The organism is Paenibacillus sp. FSL H8-0048, assembly GCF_038002825.1.
Classification (GTDB): Bacteria; Bacillota; Bacilli; order Paenibacillales; family Paenibacillaceae; genus Paenibacillus_AQ.
In genome coordinates this window covers 6163530-6183362 of record NZ_JBBODF010000001.1, presented here as the reverse complement: position 1 = coordinate 6183362, position 19833 = coordinate 6163530, and the positions used below count along the sequence as shown (strand labels likewise).

The window sequence follows — 19833 nt, the reverse complement described above, 5'->3', positions numbered from 1 at the left end:
CCCAGAGTATAAGCCCAAAATGTTACTCCCCTCATGTATATGCTTCAATCAGGCAGGCATGACAACTTTGCCGCTTCAATTGCGGACAGCGCCTATGCCAGGGGAGGAAGAGCCGTACGTGCATCAGGAATAGAGTAGTGGTGTGGAAGCTTGACACGCAGTGTTACGGCAAGCGGATTCCCCGGACTACACTCGTTAACCACATCCGCCGGATGAAAAGCTGCCGGCAGCGCACCCGCTCCCGGTTCTTCCTCAAAGCGGAGGTGATCCGGAATTCCCGGCCGGCCCGCCCGCAGACTTAGCGCTCTCTGGTATACATTAAGTGTACCCGCAGCCATAACATCCAGAGAACGGGTCTGCTCTGCCCACTGCTTAGCCTGGAGGCCGGTGCGTCTTCTCAGTTCCTCATTCCCCAGCAGCTGCTCGATCTGCAGGGCAAGCTGCCCGGCATCTCCGGGAGGAACAATCCAGCCCGTCTCTCCCTGCCGGACCATCTCCGGCATGCCTGCCGTTCCGGCGACAATCGGCGCGATCCCGGCAAGCTGCGCTTCCGTAACCGAGAAGGGCTGCGTGTCCTGGAGGGAGGGCTGCACATAGATGTCGGCTGCCCGGAGTGCAGCGGGAATGTTGTTCAGCTTCCCCGTGAAATGGACCTTCCCCGCGATACCCAGCAGGCGGGTCTGCTCCATGAGCTCCTCCAGGAGGCTGCCGATTCCGGCCACTGCACAGATCCATTGCTGACAGCGCTGCTGCAGAATGCCCAGCGCCTCTATCAGCACATGGACGCCTTTGATATATTCAAGTCGTCCGGCATACATGATCACAGGAATTCCTTCTGCAAATTGAAGCGGCGGTGTCTCCGCAGCACGGGCTGCGTATTGATGCAGGTCCAGCCCGTACGGCAGGGTATGGATACGGTCTTGGCTGACGCCCAGGCTCTGCGTAAGCTGTCCGATCCACTCCGAAGAGACCAGAATCTGGTCGGCCGCCTGGGCCCCCAGCGTCTCAAGCCTGCGGAAATATCTCCAGATCGGCCGCTGCTCATAGGCCTCCCGGGTCAGTCCGGGCTCAAGTCCCTTGTACTCATAGTAGGTCTCCTTGGTCAATGCCCCATGCACACTTGTAACCAGCGGAACAGGACGGCGCATGATCCGCCGCAGTGCATAGGAGGCGATAGGGTCCTGGGCATGAATGACATCATAGTCCTCCAAGCCCAGCACAGCAGCGCCGCCCTCGAATACATAACGCCCCAGCTCAAAGCTGAAGATGCCGTGCTCCAGATGCAGCGAGGGAAACCGGCCGATATCAAGCTGCGGCAGCAGCAGCGAATAGAACGCTTTTTTATCAAAAAACTCTGTCCGGTTCAGCAGATACAATGTATTGTTCTCCACATGGCTGCCCATCACTGTAACGGAATGGCCCTGCTCGCCCAGCTTGTCAGCCAGTTGCTTCATATATGTCCAAATTCCGCCCATATTGGTAAGGCCCCAGTAGGTGACCAGCAATATCTTCATGCATTCCTCTCCCCGGCTTACAGATTTATTTAGACACAGGTGCAGTCTGCTCCACCTTAATCAGAATAGTATATGTAGGCTGCGGGCAGGCGGAAAGGGATATATGATCATTCCCTGCAAAATTTCAAAAATATCTTTTAATCAAGATTCATCTTTTCGGGTATAATCGGTATAAATCCTGAAAGGAAATTTCCGACATGTCAAAAGCGAGGGTATTTGACCTTTTCCTATTTGTCGCAGCCCTGGCTATAGCCTTCATTCCCGCGCATGCTGTAGTCCTGGACGCTACCTATATAAAAGCATTATTGCTATACACTATCTTCTCAAGCATCTATTTCCAATTGCGGATTGTGACCCGGAGCGGGAACTCTACAATCGATTATGCGATCAGCTATACCTCCTCCTTCGGGATTTTTGCCGGTCCGCTTGGCACGCTCCTGTTCGAGACGGTATACCGGTTCATCGTATATTTCTATAAAAAGAAAACGAAGACCGCCGATCCCGGAGAGTTCCTGGATACCTTCTACAATATCGGCTCGTTCACACTGGGCGGCTCTGCTGCGTACTATCTGTATACGGCGCTATCTCCTCTGGCGGACAAGCTTCCGCTCGGATACTGGCTGCTGTTCCTGCTCGTGGTCTGCGTCACCACCCTGCTGTCATCCACCTTCCTGGTGCTGACCTTCGCCCTGTCGGGAGATATCAAGACACGCCGGGAAGCGCGGAACCTGTTATTTCGAAGCCGGAATCTGCTGGACTTCAGCAAGGTGGCCCTGAGTAACGCCCTGCTGCTGCGGCTGCTGCAAATGGAGAAATGGGAGATGCTGATCGCCTTGTTCGTGCTCAATTATGTAGTCAGTATCTCGTTCTATTCCAAATCGCAGAGTGCCCAGCACAAATATGAACGCGACAAATTCGAGCAGATGGCCTACCGCGACTTCCTCACCGGAACCTATAACCGGGCGCATATGGATAAGATGATGAAGGAGCTCAACCAGAGCGGGGAGTACATCGGAATTGTAGTGGCGGACATCGACCGGTTCAAAAAAATCAATGACACCTACAACCACGCCGTAGGCGACCGGGTCATTGTTCATTTTGCGCAGACGCTGCAGAAGCATCTGCAGGAGGGAGACATCCTGTTCCGCAGCGGCGGGGAAGAGTTCACGCTGCTGCTGAGGGACAAGACCTTCGAGGAATGTCAGATGCAGATTCAGGATATTCTGGACAGCCTTCACGATCACAGCGTAAGTGCGGAATTCGAGGAGCAGATGATCCGCGTGCCGTATTCGGCATCCTTCGGACTCTTTTACTATAAGGCGGACCCGGACCAGAAGACTTCTATGGAAAAAGGGTACGTCTACGCCGACCAGCTCCTGCTGGAGTCCAAGAAGCTTGGCCGCAACCGTCTCTCTTACCGGAACGATGTGCAGCCGTAAACACACGTTCCCGCGCAGGGGGGCGGGCTGTGCGGGCCGGTCCGAAGGTATGCTGTTTTTGGCATACATCCGGCCCGGGCGCTTGCGCGGCGGCCATTGTATGCTGTTTTTGGCATACATCCGGCCTGGGCGCCTGCGCGGCAGCCATTGTATGCTGTTTTTGGCATACATTTGGCCCGGGCGCCTGCGCGGCAGCCATTGTATGCTGTTTTTGGCATACATTTGGCCCGGGCGCCTGCGCGGCAGCACAATGTATGCTGTTTTTGGCATACATTCCAGCTGCCCGGTGGAGCAGACACGGCTCCTCATCATAATATTCCAAATAAGAATAAGAGCCGTCCTCCGTCAAGCGGATGGGCGGCTCTTATGTTGACAGAACAGCTGCAGGTTACAGCTCAGCAGCTTTGAAGGTATCTCCGCCGGCAATCGTGCCGGAGTTGAAGCCCTTATAGAACCAGCGCTTGCGCTGTTCGGACGTTCCATGTGTGAAGCTGTCGGGCACCACATATCCCTGCGCCCGCTTCTGGATCGTATCGTCCCCCACCGCACTCGCGGCAGTCAGCGCCTCCTCCAGATCTCCTTCCTCCAACAGATTCTGGCCCTGGACATGATGGGCCCAGACCCCGGCATAATAATCGGCCTGCAGCTCGAAGCGGACCTGAACCTTGTTGAATTCAGTCTCGCTCAGGCGCTGGCGCTCTGAATTCAGCTGCTCGGAAGCGCCCAGCAGTGTCTGCACATGATGACCCACCTCGTGGGCAATTACATACGCCATGGCGAAGTCGCCAGGCGCCTTGAACTGCTGCTGCAGCTCATCATAGAAGCTGAGATCGATATACAGCTTGGCATCCCCGGGACAATAGAACGGGCCGACGGCTGAGCTTGCGGTTCCGCAGGCAGAGTTCACACTGCCGCTGTAGAGCACAAGCGTCGGGTCCTGGTAAGTCATCCCCTGCTTCTTGAAGATATCGGACCAGACATCCTCGGTATCGGCCAGCACCACGGATACGAACTCGGATAGCTCCTTCTCCTGCGCGCTCTGTTCATAGGGAGCACTTGAGTTCGTACCCGAACCGGTTGAGGTCAGATTCCCCATAATATCGCCGATATTCCCGCCGCTCAGCAGCGTAACAATCACTATGATCACGATCCCGCTAATTCCGCCGCCAATCAGCTTGCCCCCGCCCCCGCCCCCGCCCCCGCGGCCTCTGCGGTCTTCCACATTAGAACTGCCTCTTCTGCCCTGCCATTTCATGGCCTTCCCCCCAGTTATGAATACTCGCGTATACTGACGCCTTTGTACTTATTACTGTTATACCCATAATTGCAGGGGTGCCACTCTCTTGAATAGCGGAGCCGGTCTGGTGACAAATGGAAACCGCATAGCAAAACCCCTCCACAGCCGCAGCCATGAAGGGGTTAACATCGGTTAAATGATGGAACAGCCGTTTATTTTGCAGCTTTGGCTGCGTCTAGAATCGCTTTCAGGTAGCCCTGGGTATCCACCAGAGTTGCACCGCTTACAGCATCAACGACTTGCTCTTTGGTTTTTTTAGTCAGTGTAGCTTCTAGGGATTTAATCGTTTTGCCAGTTGCAAATTTCTCGATGGCCGCCAGGTTCTTGTCATAGGCTACTGTCGATTTGGCTTCTTCCTTCATGTGCTCACTGTAGTATTTGGCATTGGTCTTCTTGGAAGCCAGCACCATGTTCGGATCTTTGTAGTTCTGGCCAAAATCCTTGTCCGAGTTCGGTACGCCAGTGGCTACATCGGTGCCCAGGAACTGATAATCATCGAGCGAAGCCGCAACGATTACGCCATTCTGTACTACAGCAACCGCTACAGTGAAGCATTTGGTGCCATGGGCAGCCGCTTCCACCCGGCCTACCTTAAGCGGTGCGCTCGCTGCCGAAGTGACGTTGTTCAGGGCGCCGCTGTTCCCCACCCCGACAAGTGCCAATGAGATGCCGGCCACGAGCATTAACTTTGTAATTTTTTTCACAATAATTCCCCCAGTTCATCGATTAGACTGCGCTTACACTCTATATTTATCAATATATTGGAAGGCCGTCAGTTACAAATGTTACTAGGAATCTGCAAATATATGGATTACTTATAGATTAGCTGCAGTTTTGTTCGATTGTCACCTTGTCATTCGTAATAATAACCTTGGAATATCCGGATAAAGTCTCGGTGTAGGAGCATACTCCGATGGTTTTGGGAACGTCGGGTTCCCTAGAGTCTGAATACTTCAAATAAATACCGCCCTCACCGCTTAAGGTTAGCTGGGGTTTAATTTTTACTGTTTTTTCGCTTTTGAGTATCTTGCCAACTTCGTCTACTGACGCCTCCGCTGCTGAGCTGGTTGCCACTCCTGTCTCCAGTATACGCAGCTCAAAGTCCGATTGATTGTCTACCCTCAACTGGAAGCTCTGAAGCTGGGCAACCAGACCCAGAACGCCATATTTGTTGTCCAACTGCACAACCCTCATTATTCCGGCGGCAATCACCAGAGTGGAGGCGGTTAAGATCACTAACACTAAGCGATTCCTTCTTATTCTCACAGCCAGATCATCTCCTCATACTAGTAAGACAGGCTTGAGCGCGGAAATGTATCAGAGGGGACGCGGGCTAACTGGTGGCTTCAATGAAATAAGTGGAAAAAGAGCAACTGTTCAACAGTAAGTCTACGAATATCCGGCAACAGTTGGATAAACAACACTTAAATAAGCTGAAAATAAATATATAGGACATATTGAGAAAATTAGATGCCCTAAATCCACTTAACGTTCCCTGGAGAGTACTGTTACGTAAATTAAATAGCATAAATCCACTTATTGTTCGATGTTTCGGCTGGGGGAGGCCGCACTGGACAACAACCAAAAAGCCGGGCCGCACTCCTCCAGAGTTCAGAGAAACGCGGTCCGGCTGGGCATGGCATGTATTGAGTTAGCTTAACCTCACAGAACCCAATGGTTAATAGTCTACTCCTGATCTACGCCGCCGATTTGCTCACGCAGACGCCGCATATCCTTCGGCCAGGGATCGGCTACCTCCAGCTTGCTGCGGGTCCAGGGGTGGGCGAAGATCAGCTTCTCTCCGTGCAGCGCCTGGCGGTCAGCACTATCCTTCTTCGCCTTGACTCCCGGCTTGGAAGGTGGAGCCGGCTGCTTGCCGGGGACTTGCAGACCCGGGGTAAGGCCTGCCTTCTCCTGCTCTTCAAACCAGGCTGTAATGGCAGACTTCACCTGACCTGGCTTCGTACGCGGGGGCTTCTCATCATATAAAGAAGGAATACCCGCAGTATGCCAGCCTGATCCGCCGTAAAGGTCATCCCCGAAGAGCGGATGCCCTGCATGGCTGAGGTGGACACGAATCTGGTGCGTCCGGCCCGTCTCCAGCTGCAGCTTCACTACGGTTCCGCCGGGGAGGGCTTCGCGCCCTGCAATCCGTGTTACCGCCGGCTGCCCTCCAGAGGATACCCGTCTGCGCGCCGCATGATGGCGGTCACGGCCGATGGGGGCATCGATCACCGTAAGCTCAGGCGGCACTGTGCCTTCAACAATCGCGGCATACAGGCGGGCTACCTTCTTCTCACGCATATCTTCATCCAGCACAAGCTGGGCGTATTCGTTCTTCGCATACAGCACGGGTCCGGTAGTATCCTTGTCCAGCCGGTGGATATGGCGGACGGCAATCCCTCCGCCGGAAGCCGCATAATGCGCAGCGACGATATGATCCAGCGTCACCTCGGTGCTGCTGCCGTCCGGATGAACTGCCATACCCGCAGGCTTGTGGACCACGAGGCAAAAGTCGTCCTCGAACAGCACCTCAGCCGCAGCTTCCTGCCATACCGACTCTATTCCCGCTTCCCGGCGGGGGAACAGGGCCAGCCGCAGCCGGTCGCCCCTCCACTGGATGCCATCCTCGTGGCGCAGCCGGGCGTGCAGCTTCTCCGGCATCCCGGCTACGCCCAGCAGCCAGGCATCGATGGCTGCCGGTCTGTCGGCAGCCCCCGTAATGACCCGGCCAGGCATGGCTTCCAGCCATTCCCCGCGCCGGGTCCACTTGCCGCCCCCCGCGAAGGGGGCGCTGGCGGTATCACTTCCGTCTTGGCCCGCGCCGCTGCCCTGCTGGCCGGACAACTCCTCCGGTCCGGCCGTCATAGCGATTTCAGGGCCTGGTAATGGCCCGCAATTGTATCGTCAATATCCTGCTCGCTATGCGCAGCGGATACGAACATTCCCTCGAACTGGGACGGCGGAACGCTGATGCCCTGATCCAGCATTTTGCCGAAATAACGCTTGAACAGCTCCAGGTTACTGGTCTTGGCTGTCTCGAAGTTAATGACCGGCTCCTCCGTGAAGAACGGACATACCATCGAGCCCACGCGGTTAATCGTCAGCGGAATTCCCGTCTCCTGCGCATTGCGTTTAAGTCCGGCTTCCAGCCTTGCGCCAAGCGACTCCAGACGGGTGTAGACCTCAGGGGTCAGCAGCGCAAGCGTGCTGTAGCCCGCCGCCATCGCCAGCGGATTTCCGCTGAGTGTGCCTGCCTGATAGATCGGGCCGGACGGGGCGATCTGCTCCATGATCTCTCTTTTCCCGCCATAAGCCCCTACAGGAAGCCCGCCGCCGATCACCTTGCCGAAGCAGGTCAGGTCCGGGTCCATTCCGAACAATCCCTGCGCACATCCCCGGTCCACCCGGAAGCCGGTCATGACCTCGTCAAAAATCAGCAAAGCCCCGTACCCCGTCGTCACCTTGCGGAGACCCTCCAGGAAGCCCGGAAGCGGAGGTACAACGCCCATATTCCCGGCGATCGGCTCAACGATGACAGCGGCAATCTCGTTGCCGTAGCGTTCAAACGCGATTTTGACCCCGTCCAGATCATTATAAGGGACCGTGATCGTGTTCACTGCCACACCTTCCGGCACGCCCGGACTATCCGGCAGCCCCAACGTAGCCACCCCGGAACCGGCTTTTATCAGCAGGCTGTCGGCATGGCCGTGATAGGAGCCTTCGAATTTGAGGATTTTGCTGCGTCCGGTGTAGCCGCGGGCCAGTCTGATCGCGCTCATCGTCGCCTCCGTTCCCGAATTCACCATGCGGACAATGTCCACCGAGGCTACGCGTTCTACCACGGTTTTGGCCATTGCGGTCTCAAGCAGGGTCGGCGCGCCGAAGCTTGTCCCTCTGGCCGCAGTCTCCTGCAGCGCCTTCACCACCTCAGGATGGGCATGTCCCATAATCAGCGGTCCCCACGAGCAGACGTAGTCAATGAAGCTGTTGCCGTCAATATCGTAGATCCGCGAGCCTTCGCCCCTCTCCACATAGACCGGGGTCAATCCTACGGATTTGAATGCCCGGACCGGACTGTTCACCCCGCCGGGAATATATTGTTTTGCCTCTTCAAAAGCGGTGCGGGAAGCCTCTTCCCGGCGGTTCAACGGAATATTGCCCATATTCGTTCCCTCCTGATCCTAGCCGCGCAGCCAGCGGGCTGCGTCCTTGGCGAAATAGGTAATAATTATATCTGCTCCGGCACGCTTCATGCCGGTCAGCATCTCCAGCACCACCGCCTGCTCATCGATCCAGCCCTGCTGCGCAGCTGCCTTGACCATCGAGTACTCACCGCTGACATTGTAGGCTACGAGAGGCAGATCGAACTGGTCGCGGATCGTACGGATCACATCCAGATAAGCCAGAGCAGGCTTCACCATCAGCATATCCGCGCCTTCCAGCACATCGGAATCCGCTTCGCGGATGGCTTCCCGCAGATTGGCCGGGTCCATCTGATACGTCTTGCGGTTGCCGAACTGGGGAGCGGAATCCGCCGCTTCGCGGAACGGGCCGTAGAAGGCGGAGGCGTATTTTACCGAATAGGACATGATCGGCACCTGCTCGAAGCCATTCGCATCGAGTCCGGCACGGATCGCCTGCACGAATCCGTCCATCATGTTGGACGGCGCGATAATATCCGCCCCTGCCCGGGCCTGCGAGACCGCTGTGCGGGTCAGCAGCTCAAGCGAAGCATCGTTGATTACATCCCCGTGCACTACACCATTCACCGTATGGGTATGCACCATGCCGCAATGGCCGTGATCGGTGAATTCACACAGGCAGGTGTCGGCGACGACCAGCAGGTCGGGATACCATTTTTTGATTAACCGTGTTGCCTCTTGCACAATGCCATCATCTGCGAAGCCGGACGAGCCAACCGCATCCTTCGTCTCGGGAATACCGAACAGCAGCACCGCCGGAATGCCCAGGGAAGCAATCTCATCCACCTCCTCCTTCAGCGTATCCAGCGAGAAATGATAGACGCCGGGCATGGAGCCGATCTCATTCTTCACACCCGTTCCATAGGTTACAAAAATCGGCTGGATGAAATCCAGCACATTCAGCACCGTCTCGCGCACCATGCCGCGAATACCGGCCGACCCGCGCAAACGGCGGTGTCTGGTTATTGGAAAGCTCATTGCTGTAAACCTCCTGTTCAGTAAGTAGTTAATAAGCAGTTTAAGTAGTTACACACATCTATTCGGCTTAAGCCGTATTGAGATGTTAAAGTTAACGAAGCTAATAGGCCGGACCCGATTGTAACGCTCAGAAGCAGCACTGACAGATCTGGCAGGAACAGACTAGTTAAGCCTCGTCGATTCATTCCAGCGGCACAGCTCCTGCACCAGCCCTTCGATGGTGGATTCCTCCGGGAGCAGTCCCGGAGTGAGTCCTGCTTCGACTGCGGTCTGCTCGGTAACCGGACCGATGCAGGCAATCTTGATGCCCGCCAGCATCGCCAGCGGATCTTCCAGGCCCATCCGCTTCAGGATGCCGAGGAAGTTGCGCACCGTGGACGAGCTGGTGAAGGTCACCGCATGAATGCGCTTCTCCTCCAGCAGCTTCACCAGTTCAATATCATCCTCGCCGGTAACCACCGTCTCATACGTATCCACTTCGGTCACTTCCAGCCCCAGCTCCCTCAGCTTACCAGGCAGCCATTCACGCGCCAGGTCGCCGCGAGGAAGCAGCACCTTTTGCCCTGGCAGCAGCTGTGAGCCAAAAGCTTCAATCATCCCTTCCGCCTGGAAGCGGCCGGGCAGCTCCTCGGAGATCAGCCCGCGCTCTGCGAGCGCTGCGGCCGTACCCGGGCCCACCGCGCACAGCCGCGCCCTGTGCAGGCTGCGGATATCCAGCTTCTGCTGCGTCAGATGACGCATGAAGAAGTCCACGCCGTTCGGACTGGTGAAGAACACCCAGTCATACGACGCAAGCCCGCCAAGTGCCGCAGCGATCTCCGCCTGCTTGTCCGCATCGCGCTGCATCACCGTCTCAATGACCGGGAACTCGTACGGCTCGCCGCCCAGCTCCTCGATCCGGTCCACCAGCTCACTTGCCTGGGCGCGCGCCCGCGTCACTACAATGCGCTTGCCGAACAGGGGGAGCGCCTCCACCCACATCAGGTGCTCCCGCTGGAGCACAACATCACCGACCACAATAACCGCCGGCGGCTGAAAATCCGCTGCCGTAACCTTTGCCTCAATATCGGCCAGCGTGCCGGTCAGCGTCTCCTGATCCGCACGGGTCCCCCAGCGCACCAGCGCCACCGGTGTCTCCGGCGGACGGCCGTGCTTCATAAGCTGGGCGCTGATGTAACCGATTTTGGCGACACCCATCAGGAACACCAGCGTGCCGGTCGCATTCGTTACTTTATCCCATTGAATGGAATGATCCAGCTTATCCGGGCTCTCATGGCCGGTAATAATCGACAGGGAAGACGACGCCTCCCGGTGGGTCACCGGAATACCGGCATACGCCGGGACGCTGATGGCCGAGGTAATGCCCGGCACAATCTCATAGTAGATACCGTTCCTGCGCAGCAGCTCTGCTTCTTCGCCTACCCGGCCAAAAATCACAGGGTCCCCACCCTTCAGCCGAACCACCGTTTTGCCCTCAAGCGCGAGATCCACCAGCAGCTGATTAATATCCTCCTGCTTCATCGTATGGCGGTCCGAGAGCTTGCCTACGTATATTTTCTCACCGCCGGGCTTCATCCATTTCAGCAGCCTTGGACTGGCCAGCCTGTCATAGACCAGCACATCGGCCTTCCGGATACATTCCAGCCCCTTGACTGTAATCAGCTTCGCATCCCCCGGACCTGCACCTACCAGATATACCTTCCCCGCCATCTCCGTCATCCCCTTATCCCTATACACATGCGATTCTGCCCTGCATAAGCTTCTCGGTAACCTGCGCTGCTCCCCTGTATAACCCGTACCCCATGTACTCCTTATTCCCTTACATCGGCCAAAATCTTCTCCGCACCTCGGGCCACCAGCTTCCGTGCAACCTCCGCACCCAGCTCCACCGGATCATTGCCGGTGCAGGTCTCCTTCAGAATAACCGTACCGTCCGGTGTCCCGACCATTCCGGTTAACGTTATAGACGGCCTCGCAGCTTCGCCTTCCGGCTCAAGGATCGCGTAAGCGCCAATCGGTACCTGGCAGCCGCCGTTCAGAGCGCCCAGGAAGGTACGCTCCGCCGTCACCGTAAGCGCCGTGCGCTCATCGTTATACAGCGCCAGCAGCCTGCGCAGCTCCTCATCGTCCTCACGGCACTCAATACCCAGTGCTCCCTGGCCTACAGCGGGCAGGCAGACCTCAGGCGGCAGATATGCCGTAATCCGGTCCTGCCACCCCATACGCGACAGCCCCGCCGCTGCCAGCAGAATCGCGTCATATTCGCCGCTCTCCAGCTTCTTCAGCCGCGAATCAATATTGCCGCGTACCGGCTCAATGAGCAGATCCGGCCTTAGCGCAGCCAGTTGGCTGGAGCGCCGCAGACTGCTGGTGCCTACGCGAGCACCTTGCGGCAGACCCTCAAGTCCTGCGCCGCTGCCCGAGATCAGAACGTCGCGCGGATCTTCCCGCTTCGGCACCGCACCATTCATCAAGCCTTCCGGCAATTCGGAAGGCATATCCTTCATACTATGTACTGCCATATCAATGTCCTTCGCCAGCATCGCCTGTTCAATCTCCTTGACGAACAAGCCTTTGCCGCCCACCTTGGACAGGGTCACATCGAGAATCCGGTCACCCTTGGTAACGATCTTATGCACCTCAAAAGTAAAATTAAAACCATGCTCCACGCTAAGCCGCTCCAGGTCAGCAATCACATGCCCCGTCTGCGTCAGAGCCAGCGCACTTTGTCTGCTGCCCACGATAATCTTCCGCATGTCCATTCCCCCTGTTCAAGTCAGTCCCTTATTCCAGCCCCAGCCGTACAACTTTACCCTGGATTTGCTCGCTTGAGCCGCTTTCGCTAAATTCAAGGGTATTTATACTCTTCATTTGCTCAATTGAGCCGCTTTCGCTAAATTCAAGGGTATTTTTACACTTCATTTGCTCGCTTGAGCCGCTTTCGCTAAATTCAAGGGTATTTTTACACTTCATTTACTCGATTGAGCCGCTTTCGCTAAATTCAAGGGTATTTATACTCTTCATTTGCTCGCTTGAGCCACTTTCGCTAAATTCAAGGGTATTTATACTCTTCATTTGCTCGCTTGAGCCACTTTCGCTAAATTCAAGGGTATTTATACTCTTCATTTGCTCGACTCGGCCGCCCAGTCACTTCCGCCGCCTATTCCACCCGGTTGCGCGCCACCCAAGCTTCAATCTCCTCGGGCGTCCACGGTATAAAGGTTCCCTGCCGCAGCTCATTCAACACATCCAGCTTCCCCAGCCGCCGCAAGAGCCGCGCCCGGGTCTCTGCCGCTGGCTCCAGCTGCTTAATCGCCGTCCGCAGCTCATGCAGGAAATCCAGATACGGCTCGTAATCCTCGCCGAGCAGCCCCGCAATCTGCTGCGTAATCTCCGCAGCCGCAGACGGTCCCGCCCCGGAGGTCGAGACCGTAACCGTCAAGCGCCCGCGGCGGAGCACGCCGGGCGTAATGAACGTGCCCGCCTCCGCATGGCTGGCCACATTAACAGGCAGCCCCAGCTGCCGGGCTTCCGCAGCAACAGCCTCGTTCACCGCCCTGTTATCGCTGGCGGCATAGACCAGAACAGCTCCCTGGAGATCCCCGGGAGCATACGGGCGGCTGATCCATTCCAGCCGCCCCTCATCAGCCAGCGTCCCGCTGAGCGAGGGGCTGATCACCACCAGCTCCGCGCCCGCTTCCAGCAGAGGAGCCGCCTTGCGCATAGCCACCGCCCCGCCGCCAACGATCACCACCCGCCGCCCTTCCACATCCAGCATAATCGGCAGATACTTTTTCATCACGCTCACTCCACCTATCCCAGCACTTCCAACTCGCTCTCATCCAGCGTCCACCCCACTGGCTAGCCTCTCCATCACGCTCACTCCACCCATCCCAGCACTTCCAACCCGCTCTCATCCAGCGTCCATCCCACTGGCTAGCCTCTCCATCACGCTCACTCCAGCTCCCCAGCACTTCCAACTCACACTCATTCTACGTCCATCCGCAAGCTACTCTCCAGCCCGATCACACTCACTCCAGCTCCCAGCAGTCCCAACCCGCTCTCATCCATCTTCCTTCCCACTGGCAAGCTACTCTCCATCACGCTTCACTCCCCGCCCCAGCCATGGAACTCCGACCAGGAATTCAGCAGGAAGTTAAGAATAATGAAGCCGTACCCGGCAATCGCCCAGCGGGCCATGACTGTACCGCTTCGGCGGCCGGAGAACTTCAGCACAAGATATACAATGTAGACGCCAAGGCCCGTAAGCGTAGTCAGGACCTTCGTATCCTGAAACAGCGGCGTCCGCCCTTCCGCAACAATCGACAGACCCGCCAGAATCAGCGAGGCCAGCAGCAGCGGAACTCCGGCCAGGATCGCCGTGTAGGAATATTTGTCCATCGTCTCCAGGCTGGGCAGCCTGCGGACGCGGTCATCCCACTTCTTATTCTTCAGCTTCGTATGCAGGAATAGATACATTATCGCAAATACCGTCCCCAGTGTCAGTGCGGCAAAGCTCAGATTCGCCAAAATCACATGCATTGCCAGCCACCCGTGCACCGCACTCCAGCTCTGCAGCGTATGATCCTCAGCCGTCAGCCATACCCGGTTCAGCAGGAATACGCTGAAGCCCGCCATGCTGAGCAGCAGCACCGTGAACTCACCGCCGCGAGTATACGTCACTGCGAACGAGGTAACCACCATGCTGAAGGAGAACCAGAACAGGAAATCGTAAGGTGTGAAAATCGGCAATCCGCCCTCCTGGGAGAAGCGGATCGCAAGTCCGGTCAGCTGCAGCAGGCCCACAACAGCAAGAAGCCCTGTGCCCAGCCGCTTTCCGCCCGGATTACGCCGAAGGCAATCCGAGAAAACAAACAGCAGGCTCAGGGCATATAGCAGCAGAGCGGCATCATATATTCCGTTCAGCAGTAGCATGCGGCTCACCCGCCCAGCAGACCGGCTGGGGTAAGCACCGCTCCCGGCATACGGATCTCTCCGCCGGAGGGCCGTTCAGCAGCGCTGCGCTGAAGCGGTTCAACACTTTCACCGGCCGGACCTGCATCCAGCTGCTCCTGCAGGGCGAAGATTTGAGTGAAATACTCCAGCGCTTCATTGCCCTGCTTGCCGCCGGACATCTCCTTGATTACGTTGATCGGATCATGCATCATCTGGTTGACGATGCTCTTGGTCAGCCGGCGGATCACCTTGCGCTGATGCTCATCCAGCTCAGGCAGCTTGTTGAACAGGCTATCCATCGTTTCTTCATATATTCCATTCGATTTGTCCTGCAGCGCACGGATTACCGGTCTGACGCCCAGCGTCTTCAGCCATTGCTGGAAATCCGCCATTTCGCCTTCAATCATAACCTCGATCTTGGCAGCTTCACTGCGGCGCATCTCCAGGTTGCTCTCCACAATGCCTTCCAGATCGTCGATATCATAGAGGAATACATCCGGCACACTGGCAGCAGCAGGGTCAATATCGCGCGGTACCGCAATGTCGATCATGAACAGCGGCCGTGAAGGGCGGCGCTTCATGCCCTCGGCTACCTGGGCAGCCGTCAGCACATAGCCGTCCGCACCCGTGGAGCTGATCACAATATCCACTTCATCCAGACATTTCAGCGCCTCTTCAATTGTGCTGGGCTTCCCCGAGAATTTCTCGGCCAGCTCGATGGCACGGGACAAGGTACGGTTGGCGACAATTACTTCCGCCGCGCCGCTGCTGTACAGATGCTTGACCGTCAGCTCGCTCATTTTGCCGGCGCCTAGAATGAGCACTCTTTTGCCGGTGAACATGCCGAAGATCCGCTTCCCCAGCTCCACAGCCGCATAGCTGACCGACACTGCACTCTCGCCAATCGAGGTCTCACTATGCGCACGCTTGCCGAGCGTCACCGCCTGCTTGAACAGCCGGTTGAACCAGGTTCCGGTAACCCCTTCCGCCTGAGCCGTCAGGAAGGCGCTGCGCACCTGACCCAGAATCTGTGTCTCGCCAATCACCATGGAATCCAGACCGCAGGTGACACGCATCAGATGGGCAATCGCCTGCTCGTCTTCATATATATACATATGTTGCGTAAATACATCACTTCTTACTCCGAACCACTGCTCCATGAAGCTGCGGATGAAATATCCGCACATATGAAGGCGGTCCACGACCACATAAATTTCCGTCCGGTTACAGGTGGCGACAACGACCCCTTCCAGAACGCTCTTCGTCTGCAGCAGCTGATGAAGCGCGGCAGGCAGATCCTTGTCAGCAAAAGCGAACTGTTCCCTCACCTCTACGGGAGCCGTACGGTAATTCAGGCCAACGACGACAATATGCATCGCTTGTTCACCATCCTAATCTATATTCATTGGTGTAGGCGCTGTTACTGCTTATCAGCTAATAATAGAATTAATTTCACAAGATCTCAAAACGCTGTGTTAAGTATATCACATCAAAATACGGCTTTTAACAAAACCTTTGAACTATTTATGAATTGCAGATAATAATTATTATAAATAAGCGCATAAGTAAATAAATATAACATATTGATGAAATATTGACACACTTTATTGCGGATGATAGCATATAACAAATGATCCGAGTTAACTTTTATGACATATGTAGCAAAAACGATCTGATTATCTGTTCCCAAGTTAACATCGCGTTAGTTATGTCCTTTCAAACCTCTCTTGTATAAGCCCGTTAATCCGGAATGGGCGTATCTACAGGCAACCGTAAATTGCCCCAGGCTACAAGAGGCCAGACCCCTGCTGGATAAATCAGTGTGAGCTTACGGGTGAAACCGGGCTTTTCTCTGCTGATGTATCCTGCTTTGGACTGCGCCTCCTTTAGCCTGGGTTTTTTTGCATCCATTATATATAGAAGGAGTGAGGGCAAATGAGTGCATCCTACGCAAGCTTAAGTGAATCAATCCGTAAGGCCAGAAATGTGAGGATCTATAAGAACAAGGACACCGCCTATGACTTCAAGCTCTACCCCTTCGGAGAACGCGGTACGTATATCGCCCCCGAGCTGATCCGTGAAATCACTCACAAGCTGGCGGATGCGGTAACGGAGCAATTTCCCGATTTTGATTACATTGTCTCCCCTGAACCCGGCGGTCATACCTGGGGGATGCTGGCTGCGTACAAGCTGATGAAGCCGATGAATATTCTGCGCCTCAGCACTGAGCTGTATGAGAATTATGAGGTTAGTATCCGGCGCGAGACGGCGTATAATGAGAATTATATTTATTTTGACGGCTTCTCTTCCGGTGACCGCGTGCTGCTGCTGGATGATGTGATTAGTTCAGGCGCTACGATCCGCTGCATTGCTGCTCAATTGTCCGTGATGGGCGTTACACTTGCCGGAGTGCAGGCTATCTTAGCCAAAGGAGAGCATTACAAGCAGCTGGAAGCGGACATTGGAGTACCCGTCAGGTTCCTGTCCCAGGTATGAGTTGTCCAAAAAATCGCAGGGGAGTGACAAGCTATGGCTTATTATTATGAGCAGCCTTCAAGAACCTTCAGTGAGTTCCTGCTGGTGCCCAGCCTGACCACCAAAGATTGCATTCCCGGAAATGTGGATCTTAGCACACCGGTAACCAAATTCCGCCGGGGAGAGACTCCGGCATTGACCATGAACCTCCCTGTGACTTCAGCGGTCATGCAGGCGGTGTCCGACCATAACATGGCAATCGCGCTGGCCAAAAGCGGGGGCATCTCCTTCATCTATGGCTCCCAGTCTATCACGCAACAGGTCGAAATGGTCCGCCGGGTCAAAAAGTTCAAAGCCGGATTCGTCCTCAGCGACTCGAACCTGCGCCCGGAAGATACGCTTAAGGATGTGCTGGTGCTAAAGGAGCGCAGCGGCCACTCCACTATTGCCATCACAGACAACGGAGAACCGACAGGCAGACTGAAGGGCATCGTCACCAGCCGGGATTACCGCGAGAACCGCCTCCCTCCGGAGTGCCCGATTACAGAGTTCATGACCCCGCTTGCTTCGCTCATCTACGCCGAAGAAGGCATCACGCTGACAGAAGCGAACGACATGATCTGGGATCATAAGCTGAACTGCCTGCCGATTGTGAATGCCAGCGGCCATCTCGTCCATCTGGTCTTCCGCAAGGATTATGACAGCCATCAGGAGTATCCGCTGGAGCTGCATGACGATAACAAACAGCTCATCGTGGGTGCCGGAATCAATTCGCGGGATTATAAAGAGCGTGTACCGGCGCTGGTGGAGGCTGGAGCAGATATCCTGTGTATCGATTCCTCTGACGGATATTCGGAGTGGCAGGCAGAGACCATCCATTATATTAAGGAGACTTTCGGGGAAAGCGTGAAGGTCGGCGCGGGCAATGTTGTCGATAAGGAGGGCTTCCTGTATCTCGTGGAGGCGGGAGCTGATTTCATCAAAGTCGGTATAGGCGGCGGCTCCATCTGCATCACCCGCGAGCAAAAGGGCATCGGCCGGGGCCAGGCCTCCTCCGTCATCGAAGTGGCGGCGGCGCGCCAGGAATATTATGAGCAGACCGGCATCTATGTCCCCATCTGCTCTGACGGCGGAATTGTTTATGACTATCATATTGTGCTGGCGCTGGCGATGGGCGCGGACTTCGTGATGCTTGGGCGCTATTTTGCCAGATTCGATGAGAGTCCCGGACGCAAGCTGCTGGTCGGCGGGAACTTCGTGAAGGAATATTGGGGCGAGGGCTCCAGCCGGGCCCGCAACTGGCAGCGTTATGACTTCGGCAATGCTGATAAAGAGAGCAAGCTGGAATTCGAGGAGGGGGTGGATTCCTTTATCCCCTATGCCGGACGGCTGAAGGATAATCTTGATCTCAGCATCAGCAAAATCAAGTCCACCATGTGCAATTGCGGCGCGCTGACCATCCCGGAATTGCAGCAGAAGGCCAAAATCACCCTTGTCTCCTCGACAACGATCTTTGAAGGAGGCGCACATGATGTTATGCTTAAGGAAAAGGACAGATCATCTTCCTGATCCCATCCTGATCCATAAGGAGCGTCAACCATGAGCCAAATTACCAAAGTTCTCGTCAGCAAAGACCAGCTACAGCAGCGAGTACAGGAGCTGGGCGCTGAAATATCGCGCGACTACGAAGGCAAGGAGCTTGTGCTGATCGGTATTCTTAAGGGCGGCGCTGTATTCATGTCCGACCTGATGCGCGAGATTACTTTTCCGGTTGGCATTGATTATATGTCGGTCGCAAGCTACGGCGCCAGCTCCACCTCGTCCGGTGTCATCACGATCAAGAAGGATATCGACCTGGATATCCGCGGCAAGCATGTCTTGCTCGTCGAGGATCTGATTGACACCGGCCTGACGCTTCAGCATCTGAAGGAGCTGTTCGCCCTGCGCGAAGCTGCCAGCGTGCGGATCTGCACCATCCTCAGCAAGCCTTCCCGCCGTCTGGTCAATGTTCCGATTGATTACAGCGGGATTGATATCCCGGACGAATTCGTCGTCGGCTACGGTCTCGACTATGCCGAGCAATACCGTAATCTGCCGGAGGTCTGGATCATCAAGACTAACGAATAGGCAGCCACCGCGCAATGAAACACCCGCAGCCGGAGATCATCTCTCCACTTCTGCGGGTGTTGTCTTGTTTCTTAATTTTATAGCTAGTAGGTGCGGCTATCCTGGACATGAATATAATTTACGCCCTGCGCCGTCAATTTGGAGCCGCTTGTATCCACGACGCGGACCGCTTTTTTGCCTTTGCCGCTGAGCGAGAAGCTGATATTATTCGCCAGCTTGTTCTCAACAATCTGCTCAAGCGCACTGTGGAAGCCCCCGACCGTCACTCCCTCCAGGTTCTCCAGCACCGGTTCTTTGCCCTCTTCAATCGTCTTGAGAATTTGATAGATTAACGACTTGCTACCGTCCATCCTGTTCGCCTCCTGCATCTATTGTGAGCGTTTACAACACAACCGCCTTGCATGCAAGCTTTTCCATTATTATGTATATTCTCTTATTCGACAACGCAGAACGATTACCTCTTACCTGGAAATTACACTTTAATAAAAAGTTTCATCGATATGTCTCCCGTACATGCTGCTGACTCCGACGAGTCTGAACACTCCATTCACTTTGGCATAGGTGTAATGCTGATCCGGTTCATCCTTATACCTTACCTCCGCTTCATAATCGCCCGATTTCAGGCTATAGACTCCCCGGATCGCTTGAATATCCGCTTCGGGATATGCTCTGATATGAATCAGGTAGGCTTTGACCTCATCAGCGATTTGACTTCTTTTATAAGGTAATCCGGTTAGCGACAGGTAGATCCCACCTGCTACGACAACGAGTACCACAGCAGCAATTATCGTACCCCGGTTAGTAAGCCTCATGCCGATAACCTCCATTCATAAATATAGTTT

At 55.4% G+C, this 19833-nt stretch carries 17 protein-coding genes, 1 pseudogene and 1 riboswitch; of the genes and pseudogenes, 4 read left to right on the top strand and 14 right to left on the bottom strand.

The annotated features are described in order from the left end of the window. Positions 1–92: 92 nt before the first annotated feature. Positions 93–1514: a glycosyltransferase family 4 protein gene (locus tag NSU18_RS26845; protein ID WP_341150493.1), complete on the bottom strand. Its 1422-nt coding sequence runs from the start codon at positions 1512–1514 to the stop codon at positions 93–95. 197 nt (positions 1515–1711) lie between these two features. On the opposite strand from NSU18_RS26845, the gene NSU18_RS26840 reads away from it, so the two are divergent. Further along, positions 1712–2953 carry a GGDEF domain-containing protein gene (locus NSU18_RS26840; RefSeq protein ID WP_341150492.1) on the top strand — a complete coding sequence of 414 codons (1242 nt, stop codon included), beginning with the start codon at positions 1712–1714 and terminating at the stop codon, positions 2951–2953. A 388-nt stretch (positions 2954–3341) separates the two neighbouring features. On the opposite strand, the gene ypfJ is transcribed toward NSU18_RS26840, so the two are convergent. The 11 genes and pseudogenes from ypfJ to hemA all read right to left on the bottom strand — a co-directional run bounded on the left by ypfJ (position 3342) and on the right by hemA (position 15765). After that, the gene (ypfJ, locus tag NSU18_RS26835; protein ID WP_341150491.1) at positions 3342–4208 is read right to left on the bottom strand and encodes a KPN_02809 family neutral zinc metallopeptidase; all 867 of its coding nucleotides are present in this window, start codon (positions 4206–4208) and stop codon (positions 3342–3344) included. Positions 4209–4402: 194 nt separating this feature from the next. Then, entirely contained in the window at positions 4403–4954 is a 552-nt protein-coding gene (locus tag NSU18_RS26830) for a hypothetical protein (RefSeq protein ID WP_341017196.1), read from the bottom strand. A gap of 118 nt (positions 4955–5072) precedes the next feature. Next, entirely contained in the window at positions 5073–5492 is a 420-nt protein-coding gene (locus NSU18_RS26825) for a hypothetical protein (protein ID WP_341150490.1), read from the bottom strand. Positions 5493–6269: 777 nt separating this feature from the next. After that, positions 6270–6989: pseudogene (locus NSU18_RS26820) on the bottom strand (RluA family pseudouridine synthase); the annotation flags it as partial. 125 nt (positions 6990–7114) lie between these two features. Beyond that, a complete protein-coding gene (gene hemL / locus NSU18_RS26815) occupies positions 7115–8416 on the bottom strand; it encodes a glutamate-1-semialdehyde 2,1-aminomutase (RefSeq protein WP_341150489.1) in 1302 nt (433 codons plus the stop codon). Between the two features lie 18 nt (positions 8417–8434). Then, positions 8435–9433, bottom strand: coding sequence for a porphobilinogen synthase (gene hemB, locus NSU18_RS26810; protein ID WP_341017191.1), 999 nt, complete (start codon positions 9431–9433; stop codon positions 8435–8437). Positions 9434–9595: 162 nt separating this feature from the next. After that, on the bottom strand, positions 9596–11143 hold the full coding sequence (cobA, locus tag NSU18_RS26805) for a uroporphyrinogen-III C-methyltransferase (protein ID WP_341150488.1): 1548 nt from the start codon (positions 11141–11143) through the stop codon (positions 9596–9598). 101 nt (positions 11144–11244) lie between these two features. Next, positions 11245–12189, bottom strand: a complete 945-nt coding sequence (gene hemC, locus NSU18_RS26800) for a hydroxymethylbilane synthase (RefSeq protein ID WP_341150487.1) — start codon at positions 12187–12189, stop codon at positions 11245–11247. Positions 12190–12593: 404 nt separating this feature from the next. Then, positions 12594–13232 (bottom strand): precorrin-2 dehydrogenase/sirohydrochlorin ferrochelatase family protein, encoded by a 639-nt coding sequence (locus NSU18_RS26795; RefSeq protein WP_341151107.1) that lies wholly within the window; start codon positions 13230–13232, stop codon positions 12594–12596. Positions 13233–13540: 308 nt separating this feature from the next. Continuing rightward, positions 13541–14368 (bottom strand): cytochrome c biogenesis protein CcsA, encoded by an 828-nt coding sequence (gene ccsA, locus NSU18_RS26790; RefSeq protein ID WP_340950627.1) that lies wholly within the window; start codon positions 14366–14368, stop codon positions 13541–13543. A gap of 5 nt (positions 14369–14373) precedes the next feature. Continuing rightward, complete coding sequence (gene hemA / locus NSU18_RS26785) at positions 14374–15765, bottom strand: glutamyl-tRNA reductase (protein WP_341017184.1); 1392 nt, start codon at positions 15763–15765, stop codon at positions 14374–14376. A 331-nt stretch (positions 15766–16096) separates the two neighbouring features. Next, positions 16097–16199, top strand: a riboswitch (purine riboswitch). A 125-nt stretch (positions 16200–16324) separates the two neighbouring features. Here hemA and NSU18_RS26780 point away from each other — a divergent pair. The 3 genes from NSU18_RS26780 to hpt are packed head-to-tail and all read left to right on the top strand — an operon-like array spanning position 16325 to position 18991. Continuing rightward, on the top strand, positions 16325–16885 hold the full coding sequence (locus NSU18_RS26780; RefSeq protein WP_341017182.1) for a phosphoribosyltransferase: 561 nt from the start codon (positions 16325–16327) through the stop codon (positions 16883–16885). 33 nt (positions 16886–16918) lie between these two features. Beyond that, positions 16919–18433: an IMP dehydrogenase gene (locus tag NSU18_RS26775; RefSeq protein WP_341017181.1), complete on the top strand. Its 1515-nt coding sequence runs from the start codon at positions 16919–16921 to the stop codon at positions 18431–18433. Between the two features lie 30 nt (positions 18434–18463). Then, positions 18464–18991 (top strand): hypoxanthine phosphoribosyltransferase, encoded by a 528-nt coding sequence (gene hpt / locus NSU18_RS26770; protein ID WP_341017179.1) that lies wholly within the window; start codon positions 18464–18466, stop codon positions 18989–18991. Between the two features lie 83 nt (positions 18992–19074). On the opposite strand, the gene NSU18_RS26765 is transcribed toward hpt, so the two are convergent. Both NSU18_RS26765 and NSU18_RS26760 read right to left on the bottom strand, forming a co-directional pair. Beyond that, positions 19075–19341 carry a hypothetical protein gene (locus NSU18_RS26765; RefSeq protein WP_340752076.1) on the bottom strand — a complete coding sequence of 89 codons (267 nt, stop codon included), beginning with the start codon at positions 19339–19341 and terminating at the stop codon, positions 19075–19077. A gap of 129 nt (positions 19342–19470) precedes the next feature. Then, complete coding sequence (locus NSU18_RS26760) at positions 19471–19803, bottom strand: DUF3139 domain-containing protein (protein WP_341017178.1); 333 nt, start codon at positions 19801–19803, stop codon at positions 19471–19473. Positions 19804–19833: the final 30 nt, after the last annotated feature.